Source organism: Burkholderia metallica (assembly GCF_001718555.1).
Lineage (GTDB): Bacteria > Pseudomonadota > Gammaproteobacteria > Burkholderiales > Burkholderiaceae > Burkholderia > Burkholderia metallica.
Window position 1 is genome coordinate 686672 of the sequence record NZ_CP013403.1, and the last position, 13036, is coordinate 699707.

General features: G+C 67.6%; 13 protein-coding genes. 4 read left to right on the plus strand and 9 right to left on the minus strand.

Going from position 1 to position 13036, the window contains the following annotated elements:
• Positions 1–13: 13 nt before the first annotated feature.
• The 4 genes from WJ16_RS22855 to WJ16_RS22870 form a co-directional block, all read right to left on the minus strand.
• A complete protein-coding gene (locus WJ16_RS22855; RefSeq protein ID WP_069259350.1) occupies positions 14–1588 on the minus strand; it encodes a DHA2 family efflux MFS transporter permease subunit in 1575 nt (524 codons plus the stop codon).
• 13 nt (positions 1589–1601) lie between these two features.
• Positions 1602–2696 (minus strand): HlyD family secretion protein, encoded by a 1095-nt coding sequence (locus WJ16_RS22860; RefSeq protein WP_069259351.1) that lies wholly within the window; start codon positions 2694–2696, stop codon positions 1602–1604.
• 64 nt (positions 2697–2760) lie between these two features.
• On the minus strand, positions 2761–3192 hold the full coding sequence (locus tag WJ16_RS22865) for a MarR family winged helix-turn-helix transcriptional regulator (RefSeq protein WP_069259352.1): 432 nt from the start codon (positions 3190–3192) through the stop codon (positions 2761–2763).
• Positions 3193–3273: 81 nt separating this feature from the next.
• Complete coding sequence (locus WJ16_RS22870; protein ID WP_069259353.1) at positions 3274–4194, minus strand: LysR family transcriptional regulator; 921 nt, start codon at positions 4192–4194, stop codon at positions 3274–3276.
• Between the two features lie 91 nt (positions 4195–4285).
• On the opposite strand from WJ16_RS22870, the gene WJ16_RS22875 reads away from it, so the two are divergent.
• The 3 genes from WJ16_RS22875 (at position 4286) to WJ16_RS22885 (ending at position 6621) form a co-directional block, all read left to right on the plus strand.
• The gene (locus tag WJ16_RS22875) at positions 4286–4714 is read left to right on the plus strand and encodes a MarR family winged helix-turn-helix transcriptional regulator (RefSeq protein ID WP_069259354.1); all 429 of its coding nucleotides are present in this window, start codon (positions 4286–4288) and stop codon (positions 4712–4714) included.
• Between the two features lie 187 nt (positions 4715–4901).
• Positions 4902–6149, plus strand: coding sequence for an aconitase X (locus WJ16_RS22880; protein ID WP_069259355.1), 1248 nt, complete (start codon positions 4902–4904; stop codon positions 6147–6149).
• Complete coding sequence (locus WJ16_RS22885; RefSeq protein WP_069259356.1) at positions 6142–6621, plus strand: aconitase X swivel domain-containing protein; 480 nt, start codon at positions 6142–6144, stop codon at positions 6619–6621. Before WJ16_RS22880 ends, WJ16_RS22885 begins: the two co-directional genes overlap by 8 nt.
• A 91-nt stretch (positions 6622–6712) precedes the next feature.
• On the opposite strand, the gene WJ16_RS22890 is transcribed toward WJ16_RS22885, so the two are convergent.
• The 3 genes from WJ16_RS22890 to WJ16_RS22900 all read right to left on the minus strand — a co-directional run bounded on the left by WJ16_RS22890 (position 6713) and on the right by WJ16_RS22900 (position 9133).
• Complete coding sequence (locus WJ16_RS22890) at positions 6713–7315, minus strand: hypothetical protein (protein ID WP_069259357.1); 603 nt, start codon at positions 7313–7315, stop codon at positions 6713–6715.
• Positions 7312–7911, minus strand: coding sequence for a hypothetical protein (locus WJ16_RS22895; RefSeq protein ID WP_069259358.1), 600 nt, complete (start codon positions 7909–7911; stop codon positions 7312–7314). The genes WJ16_RS22890 and WJ16_RS22895 overlap by 4 nt, the downstream gene beginning before the upstream one ends.
• A gap of 112 nt (positions 7912–8023) precedes the next feature.
• Positions 8024–9133 (minus strand): AraC family transcriptional regulator, encoded by a 1110-nt coding sequence (locus WJ16_RS22900; RefSeq protein WP_069259359.1) that lies wholly within the window; start codon positions 9131–9133, stop codon positions 8024–8026.
• Positions 9134–9208: 75 nt separating this feature from the next.
• On the opposite strand from WJ16_RS22900, the gene WJ16_RS22905 reads away from it, so the two are divergent.
• On the plus strand, positions 9209–11242 hold the full coding sequence (locus WJ16_RS22905; RefSeq protein ID WP_069259360.1) for an NADPH-dependent 2,4-dienoyl-CoA reductase: 2034 nt from the start codon (positions 9209–9211) through the stop codon (positions 11240–11242).
• 213 nt (positions 11243–11455) lie between these two features.
• Here the strand turns inward: WJ16_RS22905 and WJ16_RS22910 are convergent, their stop codons facing one another.
• Together WJ16_RS22910 and WJ16_RS22915 are read right to left on the minus strand one after the other, a co-directional pair.
• The gene (locus WJ16_RS22910; protein ID WP_069259361.1) at positions 11456–11860 is read right to left on the minus strand and encodes a DUF2471 family protein; all 405 of its coding nucleotides are present in this window, start codon (positions 11858–11860) and stop codon (positions 11456–11458) included.
• 213 nt (positions 11861–12073) lie between these two features.
• Positions 12074–12967 carry a LysR family transcriptional regulator gene (locus WJ16_RS22915; protein ID WP_069259362.1) on the minus strand — a complete coding sequence of 298 codons (894 nt, stop codon included), beginning with the start codon at positions 12965–12967 and terminating at the stop codon, positions 12074–12076.
• Positions 12968–13036: the final 69 nt, after the last annotated feature.

Consider the following 13036-nt stretch of genomic DNA (forward strand, 5'->3'; position numbering starts at 1 on the left):
GAGGACCTCAGCCTCAGTGCGCGTCCGGCGGCGGCGCGTTCAGGGAAATGGGTTTCGAGAAGACGACCGCGATCAGCGCGACGACGAAACACAGCGACAGCGCGTAGTACGCATCCGCATAGGTGAGCGTCAGCGCTTCGCGATAGATCAGGTGATGCAGGTTCGCGAGCCCGGCTTGCGCGGTGTTCAGCGTATTGCCGGCCACGGACGCCCAGTACGCGGCCTGGCGATCGAGCAGGGACGCGATCTGCGGTTGGCCGGCGCTCACGTGCTCGTTCAGGCGCAGGTAATGAAAGTTCAGACGGTCGTTGAGCATCGTCGCGCTCACCGCGATGCCGATCGCGCCGCCGAGGTTGCGCATAAGGTTGAACAGCCCGCTAGCCGATTTCAGGCGCGATTGCGGCAGCGAACCGAGCGCCATCGTCACGATCGGCGGCACGCTGAATTGCTGGCCGATGCCGCGCAGCGCCTGCGGCAGCAGCAGTTCGCGCCAGCCCCAGTCGTGCGTGATCGGCGTGTACAGATAGCAGCCGAGCCCGAAGCAGATCAACCCGAACACGAGCAGCGAGCGCAGGCTGAAGTAGCGCGCGGCGAACGCATACGCGCAGAGCGCGATCAACTGGAACGCACCGACCGACAGCAGCGCGATACCGATCTGAAGCGAGCTGAACGCACGCACCTGCGCGAGAAACAGCGGCGTGAGGAACACGGTCACGAAGATCCCGATGCCGGTCACGAATGACAGCAGGCTGCCAATCCCGAAGTTGCGCACGACGAGCGCGCGCAGGTCGACGACCGGGTCCTTCGCGGTCAGCGCATGCACGACGAACAGGAAGCCGCAGATGCCGGAGATCCACGCGCAGATCACGATCACGTCGTCGCCGAACCAGTTCTTGCGCGGGCCTTCCTCGAGCACGTATTCGAGGCAGCCGAGGAAGCCCGACATCAGCGCGATGCCGAGATAGTCGCCGCGCTTGATGAGGCTCAGGTCGGGCTCGTCGATGTGCACGTAGCGCGGCACGAGCGCGGCCACCGCGATGCCGGGCACGAGGTTCAGGTAGAACAGCCAGTGCCACGACCATTGATCGGTGATCCAGCCGCCGATCACGGGGCCGATCGCCGGCGCGAGCGACGCGAGCGCGCCGATGGTCGTCGACGCGATCAGCCGCTGCCTGCCGGGGAACAGCACGAACGCGGTGGTGAACACGGTCGGGATCATCGCGGCGCCGAGCGCACCCTGGAGCCCGCGAAACAGGATCATCGAATTGATGTCCCACGCGATGCCGCACAGCATGCTGGTGATCGTGAAGCCGACGGCCGACGCGGCGAACAGCCAGCGCGTCGACATCACCTTCGACAGCCAGCCCGACATCGGGATCACGATGATCTCGGCGATCAGGTAGGCCGTCTGCACCCACGACAGTTCGTCCTGGCTGGCGGACAAGCCGCCGCCGATGTCGCGCAGCGACGACGCGACGATCTGGATGTCGAGCGTCGCCATGAAGAAGCCGACGCACATCAGCGCGAACGCGAACACGCGCTGCTTCGTCGGTTGCGACGCCGGGTCGCCGGAAAACGCGGTGGTCATCGTCGTCTCCCGTTCAGCCTGCGTGGCCGGTATGCACGGTCACGACCGCGGACAGGCCGGGGCGCAGCACGTGTTCGATACCGGGCTGTGGATCGAGATGCACGCGCACCGGTACGCGCTGGACGATCTTCGTGAAGTTGCCGGTCGCGTTCTCGGGCGGCAGCACGCTGAAGGTCGCGCCGGTGGCGGGCGCGACGCTGTCGACGCGGCCGTGCAGCCGCGTGCTCGACGCATCGAGCGACACGTCGACGCGATCGCCCGCGCGCATCTTGCGAAGCTGGTCTTCCTTGAAGTTCGCGTCGATCCACAGGCCGGACGCGGGCACGACCGTCAGCAGCGGCACGCCGACGTTCGCGAGCATCCCGACGCGGCCCGTGCGGTTGCCGACGTAGCCGTCGACCGGCGAGCGGATCGTCGTGTATTCGACGTTGAGCGCGGCGACGCGCTGCGCGGCAAGCGCGGTGTTCACGCGGGCCCGCGCATCGGCGAGCTGCGCGCCGAGCACGTCGAGCTGCCGCTTCGACGCGAGCAGCGCAGCATCGCTGCGTTCGACGGCGGCGCCGGCCTTCGAGTAATCGGCGTCCGCGCGCTCGACGATCTGGTTCGAGACGGCGTCCGACTTCACGAGTTCACGGTAACGCACGCGGTCGGACGCGGCGCGCGTCAGCTCGGCCGACGACGCGTTCTTGTCCGCCGCGTGCTGGCCGATCACCGCGAACTGCAACTGCTGCTTCGCCTCGAGCTCGGCCACGGCGGAGCGCGCGCTGTCGACTTCGGCAGTGGCCTGCGCGAGTTTCGCGTCGTAGTCGCGCGCATCGAGCTGCACGAGCACGTCGCCGGCCTTCACGCGCTGGTTGTCGGTCACGAGGATCTTGTCGACGAAGCCGCCGACCTTCGGCGCGAGCACCGTCACGTCGCCGCCGACATACGCGTCGTCGGTGCTCTCCTGGAAGCGCAGCACGAACAGCCAGTCGAGCGCGGCGGCGGCGACGACGACGATGACGGCACCCACCGCGATGCGCATCCACGGCACGCGACGCCGTTGCTTCGCGCTCTGGTCGGGTGTGGCTGCTTCACGCGATGACGCAGCGGCTTGGGTCGTATCCATCGATTCACCTATGTATATGCACGTATCAAGACGATCGACGACGTGTCGTCGATCGGGAAAGGGGCTAGCGTTCCGGCAGGTTGTGCGTGATCCGGAACAATTCGTCTCTCAGGCGGGCCGCCTGCGCCGACCCGAACCGCTGCTCGAACGCTTGCTGCGCGGCGAGCCAGTGCACCTGCGCGTCGGCGATCTTCGTTTCGCCGTGCGCGGTCAGCGCGAACGTCTGGCCGCGGCACGGCGGCTCGATCCGGCCGGCCACCAGCGCGGCGCCGACGAGCGGCTTGAGCGCGCGCAGCAGCGCGGTGCGCTCGATCACCAGCACGGCCGACAGCGTCGCCATCGTCAGGCCCGGCCGGTCGCGCAGCAGCGCGAGAATGCTGTACTGCGACGGCGTCACGCCCGCCTGCGACAGATAACGCTCGTAGAACTGCGAGATCCGGCGGGCGGCTTGCCGGACCGCGAAGCAATCGTCATCGTTGAGCGTCGTCTTGTGCATGTACACATATTAGGGGGCTATACGGCGCGAAGCGAGCGGCGGGGCAGGATCAGATTGTTGTCGCGGCTGTACCAATCGGCGTCAGGCCGCGGCCGGCACGATCCAGCCTTCGCGGTCGCAGTACGCGGCCGTGTAGTCGATGAACGCCTTGACCTTCGCGGGCAGCAGCGCGCGGTTCGCGTACGCGAGCTTGATCTCGACGCACTTGTCGACGAGATCGGCATCCTCGAGCAGTTGCACGAGCGCACCCGACGCGATTTCGGCTTCGACGAGCGTGCGCGGCACGACGCCGATCCCGAAATCGTGCATCACCATCTCGCGATTGAAGACGGGGCTGTTCGACGAGATGTCGAAGCGGAACGGCACCGTCAGCAAGTCGCCGTCGACGCGGAACGACAGCGCGGGCCGGCGCAGCGACGGCGACATCGGCACGAACGAATGCTCGGCGAGATCGGCCGGCGCGACCGGGCGCGCATGGGCGCGCAGGTACGCGGGCGTCGCGACGATCACGAGCGGAATCCGCTCGACCAGCCGCACGACGGTCGATTCGTTCGTCAGCATGTAGGGCACGACGATGCCGATGTCGTAGCCTTCGCCGACGAGATCGACGGGCCGCTCGGTCAGCGTCACGTCGAGGCGCACCTTCGGATGCGTGGCCTTGAAGCCGGCGATCAGCGGCACCAGCCGGTTCAGCGCGGCCGTCGTGTGCGCGACGAGCCGAAGCAGGCCTTCGGGTTCGCGCGTCGGCGCCTGCGCTTCCGCTTCGAGCGAGTCGAGTTCGTCGAGCACGGCCGCGCAGCGTTCGTAGATGCGCTCGGCCGTTTCGGTCAGCGACACCTGGCGCGTGGTCCGGTGCAGCAGCCTGCTGCCGAAGCGCGCCTCCAGATCCGCGACCGCGCGCGACACGACGGGCCGCGCGAGGCCGTGCATGTCGGCGGCGCGCGTGAAGCTGCGCATCTCCACCACCGACCGGAAAATCCGCAGCTTGTCGATGTAGTCCATGTCCGTCTCCTTGACGCGAGGGCCGGCCGCCGGCCGTGTTACGGCGGAGTGTACATTGACTTTATGCATATGCACATATAAATTGCCAGGCATGAACGACACCTCGATTGCCCAGGCGTGCAACTGTCTCGCGCTGCGTCAGGCGGCGCGCTTCGTCACGCAACTGTACGAGCGCCATCTGGCCCCGGTGGGCGTCACGCCCGCCCAGTTCTCGATCATGGCGAACATGAAGCGCCAGCCGGGCCTGCTGATGAGCGAACTCGCCGATGCGCTGGTTATGGACCGCACGACGTTGCTGCGCGCGCTGAAGCCGCTGCAGCGCGACGGCTTCGTCACGACGGCCGCGTCCGAGCACGATGCGCGCGCCCATGCGCTGAGCCTCACGAAGCTCGGCGAGCGGACGTTCGCGCGGGCGTTGGTCGCGTGGCAGGCCGCGCAGGACGATTTCGAAACGCAGTTCGGCCGCGACCGCGCGAAGGCGCTGCGCGACGAATTGTTCAGCGTGACCGCGGAACGCTAGGCGACCGTTCGCGGTAAACTGGTGCGAAATTAGAGCCAATGGTTTCTTTGTACGCGGGAAGATGTGTAAATTGGTTTTTTAAACGGTCCGGATAGATTGCTATCTGGACAGTTTTTATTTCCAGTTGTAGAGTCCCCTGACGGATTTCGTGAACCGGCGCCGCCGGTTCCCGTCAGAGGAGCCACCGATGCTGCAGTTGAGCGACCGCGACAGCGCGATGCTGCGCGGGGATTTCGGCGAGGGCGTCGCGCGCGCGATGCGGATCGTCGCACGCACCGCGCAAGTGATGTCCGCGCCGCACCTGATCGACATCACGTCCGCGCATATCGACGGCTGCCTGTACCACGGCCGGACAAGCCTCGACTTCGTCGAGTATTTCGTCGAGACCGGCGCGAAGGTCGCGGTGCCGACCACGCTGAACGTCGGGTCGCTCGACCTGATCCATCCCGAGCTGTACCACGGCGACCGCACGATCCAGCGCGACGCGCAGCGCCTGATGGACGCGCATCTGCAGCTCGGCTGCGAATCGAGCTTCACGTGCGCGCCTTACCAGTTGAAGAATCGTCCGGCGAAAGGCGAGCAGATCGCGTGGGCCGAATCGAACGCGATCGTGTTCGCGAATTCGGTGCTCGGCGCGCGCACGAGCCGCTACGGCGATTTTCTCGATCTGGCGGCCGCGATCACCGGGCGCGCGCCGTACGCGGGGCTGCATGTCGAAGCGAACCGCGCCGCGCGGATCGTGTTCAACGCGCCGGACTTCAGCCGCCTGCCGTCGCGCGACATCCATTTCGCCGCGCTTGGGCTGCTGGTCGGCCGGATCGCGGGCGCGATCGTGCCGGCGATCGTCGGGCTGCCGGCGGACACCACCGAAGACGAACTCAAGGCGCTCGGTGCGGCCGCCGCGTCGAGCGGCGCGGTCGCGCTGTTTCATGCGGTGGGCGTGACGCCCGAAGCGCCGACGCTCGACGCCGCGTTGCACGGGCAGGCGGCGCCACGCACGGTCGACGTCGCGATGGCCGATCTCGACGAGATTCGCCGCACGTTGAACCACGGCGCGGCCGGCGATGCGCTCGTCGCGGTAGCGCTCGGCACGCCGCATTTCTCGCTGGCCGAATTCCGCACGCTCGATACGTTGCTCGACGCGTACGACGGCAAGCCGGCCTGCGATTTCTACGTGAACACGAGCCGGTTCATCCTGTGGGAGCTGGACGAAGCCGGCCTCGCGGAGAAATTCGCCGCGCGCGGCATCCAGATCGTCGTCGATACCTGCACGTACATCACGCCGGTGATGAAGCAGCTGTCGGGGCTCGTGATGACCAATTCGGGGAAATGGGCGTCGTATGCGCCCGCGAACATCGGCGTGAGCGTCGCGTACGGCAGCATGCGCGAGTGCGTATGGTCGGCGTATGAAGGAAAGGTGCGATTCGATGACTGACGCGACGCGCAACGTATTGACGGGCGACACGCTCGTGCCGGGCCGCGCGTGCGCGCGCCCGTTCGTGCTCGACAAGCCGCTCAGCTTCTGGGGCGGCTACGATTCCGGCGCGGGAAGGATCGTCGATCGCGGGCATCCGCAGGCCGGCGCGAGCCTCGCCGGCACGGTGATGGTGATGCCGCACGCGAAGGGGTCGAGTTCGAGCAGCAGCGTGCTGGCGGAGGCCGTGCGCAACGGCACGGGGCCGGTCGCGATCGTGCTGAAGGAGCGCGACCTGATCATCTCGATCGGCGCGATCGTGGCCGCCGAGCTGTATGCGATTGCGGTGCCGGTGGTGTGCGTGACGGACGACGTGTACGACGCGATCGTCGCGGCAACGGGCGACGTGCGGATCGACGCGGGCGACGGCGATGGCGGTGCGCGGATTGATCTGAGTGACGACGCGCGTTCGGGCGGCCCTGGTTCGACCTGAACGAGCGGCGCGCACTGGCGGCGAATCAGCCGGTGTGCGCGGCGATGCGATCCGGCGCGTGCAGCTTCGTGCGCCCGCACGAGCGGCGTGGTCAGATGAAGCGCACGTGCCGGGTTTCTTCCTGCGTGAGCGACAGCGCCTGGGTTGCCGCATGCATTTCGCGTTTGCCGCCCGGCTGAGCCAGTCTTCTGATTTCGGGCCACACGATCACGCCGAACAGGATGCGCAGGAGCGCACTCAGCGCGCACAAACCGATGGCAGCCGCGCTGATCAGCGCAAACACGTCGAACGTCGATTCCATGCTGAGCGTCACCGCGGATACGATCCCGCTGACCACGGCGGCGGCGATCACGCAAACGAGCATGACAACGAGGTCGGTCCGGGCGCCAGCGATTTTGGCGGGGCGCAGCAGAAAAGCCGAGCCGTCGGTCATGTTGCGGATGCCGTAGACGATCCGGCGATCCTGGCCGTCGGTATAGGCGACATTCAATCGATCGCCGTCGGCGATGAACAGGCGTGTCGTCCGGTTGGTCCTGAATACGAGCGGGGACTCGAGCGAATCGAGCTGGAGCGTGATTTCCTCGATTGTTTGCGTGGTCGCACCCAGGTTGTTGCTCCAGACCTTCGTTTCGATCGATTGCTGGCCGATGGCCGTCACGCGACCGGACGTGGTTTGCATCGCATGGTTCGTCATGGGCTGCTCCTTTCCACGTCGAAACCGGACGGTTCGCATTGCCAGCTATCCTGGGCTTCGCGTCGCTGCGGCTGGAAGATCAGATCGGACAGGCCGGCGATGGCGAGCAGGCTGCCCGTCAGACTGACGATGGCCACGACGGTGGCCAGTGCCGACACGAACGCCCAACCCGAATGGAGTGCCGCGGCAGCGATGCCCAGGCTCAGCACGAGCACGCACGACGCCCACGCGAGCAGCGACAGGTTCCGCCGCTTTTGCGCGACCACGTCGTACGGCGCGATGGCAACGTTGCCGCTTCTGATCCACGCGATCCGGCGACGGCCGCGATGCGCGAAGGTGCAGGCGCGCACCCGCATGCCGGGCTTCAGTTTCTCGATCTGCTTGAACGCTTCCGAGTCGACGTCGTCGGCCGTGACGAAGTAGCAGACGTTCTGCATCGTCAAACGGTATGGCGGGGCCTTCCTGACGTCGGCCTTGAATCGGACGAGGTTGGTATCGACGCGGTCGATCGTCGCGTCGATCAGCGTGGTGCGATTGGGCATGGGTCGGAGCGGGCGCCGGTTCGCGCGGCATCGTTTTGATGTGGCGCCCATCATACGCGAACGCTTTCGGCCGACCGTCCGGGTTTGCCGGGCGACGGGTCGTCCGGCGCGCGACACCGAAATCCGCGCGTCGCTGCCGCCGCACCATGGCGCCGACGGCTCGGCGTCATTCGCGCACCGGTGCCCGAGTCGTCGCCGACCCTGTCACTCCGGCCGCCGCTTCCCGATACGCACTTGGTGTCTGCCCGGCCCAGCGCCGGAACGCGCGCGTGAAATTCGCCGGGTCGGTGAATTGCAGCCGCTCGGCGATCGTCTTCAGGTCGAGATCCGATGCGGCGAGCAACTGCTTCGCGTCGCGAAACCGCGCTTCGTCGAGCAATTGCCGGTAGCTCGACCCGGCTTCCTCCAGACGCCGCCGCAGCGTGCGCGTCGATACGAGCAGCGCGTCGGCGAGCGTCTCCGGCCCGGGGTAGTCGCCGGCTCCGCGCGCCAGCTCCGCGCGCACGCGCTCGACCAGATCGCCGTCCTCCTGACGCACCTGCGCATACTCGCGCTCCACCTGCACCAGCGCCTGCCGGTGCGCGACTTCGTCGGCGAGCGGCAGCGGCCAGTCGAGCACGTCGCGCGCGATCCACAGCGCATTGGCCGCGCAGCCGAATTCGACCGGCGGCAACTGGTCGCGATAGCGCGCGAAATAGGGCGGCTCCGGCCATGCGAACCGCAGCGCGATCGGCGGCGACGCGCGCCCGGCCCATTGCGAGATGTTCTGCGCGAGCCCCGTCAGCACGAATTCGAACATCACGTGATGCTGCAGCACGGGGCTCGCCTGCACGCCGTGCAGTTCGAGCGTCGCGCCGCGTTCGTCTTCCGCATAAGTCAGCCGATATTGGCGGTTGCGCATCCGGAAGTAGCGCTGCGTGACGGTGAGCGCTTCGCGGATGTCCCGCGCGGTCAGCGTCGCGTAGCCGAGAAAGCCGTGTACGGTCGGCTTCAGCAGCAGCCCGAACGCGAGCCCGATGCCCGGATCGCCGCCGATCTCGATCGCATTGAGCACGAGCCGCCCCCATTGCGACGGCGCGACGCGCGCGTCCGGCTCGGCCAGCACCGCATCGCGCAGGCCCGTGCCGGCGCGCACGGCGGCCAGGTCGACGCCGCGCGCGGCCAGCGCCTGCAGCAGCAGGCGCGTATAGGCGACCGGAATCGTCGGCCGGCGCAGCCCGAGGCGGTCCTTGGCGAGAGGGGAAGTCATGTCGTCTTGGCCGGAAATGACAAGCATTATGGCTGTTTGCCCCCTCACGTTCAAGGCGGCGCGCGCCTACGATGTCACGCATCGCCCCTTGGCTGAATCCTCATGACGACCTCCTTTCCTCACTTGCTCGCGCCGCTCGACCTCGGCTTCACGACGCTGAAGAACCGCGTGCTGATGGGCTCGATGCACACGGGCCTCGAAGACAGCCGCAAGACGCTGCCGCGGCTCGCCGAATATTTCGCCGAACGCGCGCGCGGCGGGGTCGGGCTGATCGTGACGGGCGGCTTCGCGCCGAACGTGGCCGGCTGGACCAAGCCGTTCGGCGGCACGCTGATGACGTCGGCCGCCGCGCGCCGGCATCGCGAGATCACCGATGCGGTGCACGCGGAGGACGGCAAGATCGCGCTGCAGATCCTGCATACGGGCCGCTACGGCTATCACCCGTTCGCGGTCGCGCCGTCGAAGATCAAGTCGCCGATCTCGCCGTTCGCGCCGCACGAACTGAGCGCGCGCGGCGTCGAACGGCAGATCCGCGCGTTCGTCCGCTGCGCGACGCTCGCGCGTGAAGCCGGGTACGACGGCGTCGAGATCATGGGCTCGGAAGGCTACCTGATCAATCAGTTCATCTCGATGCACACGAACAAGCGCACCGACCAGTGGGGCGGGGCGTACGAGAACCGCATCCGGCTGCCGATCGAAATCGTCGAGCGCACGCGCGAAGCGGTCGGCCGCGATTTCATCCTGATCTACCGGCTGTCGATGCTCGACCTGATTCCGGACGGCAGCGACTGGAGCGAAACCGTGCAGCTCGCGAAGGCGGTCGAGCGCGCGGGCGCGACCCTCATCAATACGGGGATCGGCTGGCACGAGGCGCGCGTGCCGACGATCGCGACGTCGGTGCCGCGCGGCGCGTTCGCGTGGGTGACGAAGAAGATGAAGGGCGAGGTCGGCATTCCGCTCGTGACGACCAACCGGATCAACCGGCCCGAAGTGGCCGAGCAGATCCTCGCGGACGGCTGCGCGGACATGGTGTCGATGGCGCGCCCGCTGCTCGCGGATGCCGAGTTCGTCGTCAAGGCCGCGCAGGGCCGCGCCGACGAGATCAACACCTGCATCGGCTGCAACCAGGCGTGCCTCGATCACGCGTTCAAGAACCGGATCGCGTCATGCCTGCTGAATCCGCGCGCATGCCACGAGACGGAGCTGAAATACACGCCCGCGCAACAGCCGAAGCGCATCGCGGTGGTCGGCGCGGGGCCGGCCGGGCTCTCGTGCTCGACCGTGCTCGCGCAGCGCGGCCACCACGTCGACCTGTTCGACGGCGCCGCCGAGATCGGCGGCCAGTTCAACATGGCGAAGCGGATTCCGGGCAAGGAAGAGTTTGATGAAGCGCTGCGCTACTTCGGGCGCCAGGTCGAGCTGACCGGCGTGAACCTGCATCTGAACCGGCGCGTCGACGCGAGCGACCTGATCGCGGGCGGCTACGACGAGATCGTGCTCGCGACCGGCGTTGCGCCGCGCGACCCGAAGATCCCGGGGCAGGACGGGCCGAACGTGCTCAGCTACATCGACGTGCTCGCGGGCAGGCAGCCGGTGGGCCGGCGAGTGGCGGTGGTCGGCGCGGGCGGGATCGGCTTCGACGTCGCCGAATATCTGGTGCAGGAGGGGGAATCGCCGGCGCTCGATCTGCAAGCGTGGAAGGCAGAGTGGGGCGTGACCGACCCGGCTGCGACGCGCGGCGGCGTGACGCGTGCGCAGGTTTCGGCTCCGGCACGGGAAGTGACGCTGCTGCAACGCAAGGCCGCGCCGCTCGGCAAGGGGCTCGGCAAGACGACCGGCTGGATTCACCGCGCGACGCTGAAGATGAAACAGGTGAAGATGGTCGGCGGCGTGAACTACGAATTGATCGATGCGCGCGGGCTGCACGTGTCGTACGGCGAGCAGCGCACCGATCACGAACTGATCGAGGCCGACACGATCGTGCTCTGCACCGGGCAGGAGCCGCAGCGCGCGCTGCTCGCCCCATTGCAGGCGGCCGGGCGCTCGGTGCATCTGATCGGCGGCGCGGAACTGGCCGCCGAACTCGACGCGAAGCGCGCGATCGATCAGGGTGCGCGGCTCGCGGCGCGGCTGTAACGGCAGGGTGGCGGTTGCGTTCGCGACGAGGTTCGTCGCGTGACGGCGTGCAGCCGGTGCGACGATACACGTATTGCCCGCCGCTGGGCCGAAGGCGCGCGCAGGCGGGCGGTGCGGTGACCGTGCCGTGCGCCTTTGCGGGCCTCCGTGCGCCACTCCGCAACGAGGCGGCGCGAAACCGGCCAGCCGCGCACGACCGGTGCCCGGCGCCGCTCAGGCCGCTTCGGCCCGTTCTTCCTCTTCCGCTTCGAGCATCGCCTTGACGATCAGATAGACGGCCGGCAGGTCGTCGTCGTCGCGACGCCAGTCGACCGGTTCCTCGACGTCCGCGGCGACCAGCCGGCTGCCGCGCAGCCGGATGAAGGCATCGACGACGGTCGGATCGTTGCGGCTCAGGAAGCCGGCATTCGAGAACGCCAGATCCTCGACGTTCAGCAGCGCCTGCCAGCTCATCGTGCGGACGGCGGCCGGGTGGGTGCGGCGGCGCAGGCCGAGCGCCCGCTGAGCGGGGCCGCCGACGACACGCTGCAGATCGACGACCGCCCGCTGCGCGGCGCGCTCGAAGTGGACGGGATTGAAGCCGGGTTGCTCGGGATCGAATGCGGATGACTGGAACATGGTCGCCTCACAAAAGTCCGTCCGTCTGTGGATGACGGAATTCGGGTCAAATGGTGCAAAAGCACTGTAAATATATACAGTGTTCGACGCGGTTTCAAGTCCCGGATGAAGAATCTTGGCCGCGCGGACGCGGCGGATGTCGGGGCGGCCGATGGAGGCCGGTAGGCGAGCGCTGCCCGCTCGCTGGCGTGCCGATTCCGTCGGCCGTGCCGCTTACACCGATTGCGCGATTGTCTCCCGCAGCCACCGATGCGCCGGATCGCGATGCGCGCGCTCGTGCCACAGCATCGACATTTCATAACCGGGCACGTCGACCGGCGCTTCGACGACACGCAGCGCGGGCACATCGCGCACCAGCCGCTCGGGCACCATCGCGACGAGATCGGTGCTGGCGACGGCCGACATCACGAACAGGAAATGCGGGACGGACAGCACGACGCGCCGCACGGCCCCCGCTTTCGCGAGCACTTCGTCCGTCACGCCGAAGAAGCCGCCGCCGTCGGGCGACACGATCACGTGCTCGAGCGTGCCGAACTGCGCGAGTGTGGGGCGCCGCTTGAGCTTCGGATGGCCGGCGCGGCCGATGAGCACGTATCGCTCGACGAACAGCGGCAGGCGCCGCATGCCCGGCGGCGAACCCTCGGTCGTATGGAAGGCCAGATCGATACCGTTTCGTTCGGCATCCTGCTCGATGCGCGGCGGCACGAGTTCGACGACGGCGAGCCGCGTACCGGGCGCGGCCGACCGCAGCGCATTCAGCGCGGGCAGCACGATCGTCGATTCGCCGTAGTCGGTCGCGGCCACCCGCCATGTGTTCGTCGCGGTCGCGGGATCGAACGGCGTGGCCGGAATCACCGCGCGTTCGACGGCTTCGAGCGCGTCCCGCAACGGCTCGCGCAGCGCTTCCGCGCGTGCGGTCGGCCGCATCCCGCGCGGCCCCGGCAGCAACAGGGGATCGCCGAACAGGTCGCGCAGTTTCTGCAACTGCACGCTGACCGACGGCTGCGACATGTTCAGCTTCTCGGCCGCGCGTGTGACGTTGTGCTCGGCGAGCAGCACGTCCAGCGTGACCAGCAGGTTCAGATCGAGTCGCCTGAGATTATTCATCGCTATACCTGGAATATCAGGAATTCATTTCAAATATACCTTTGGCCGCGGCATCCTGCAGTCATTCAA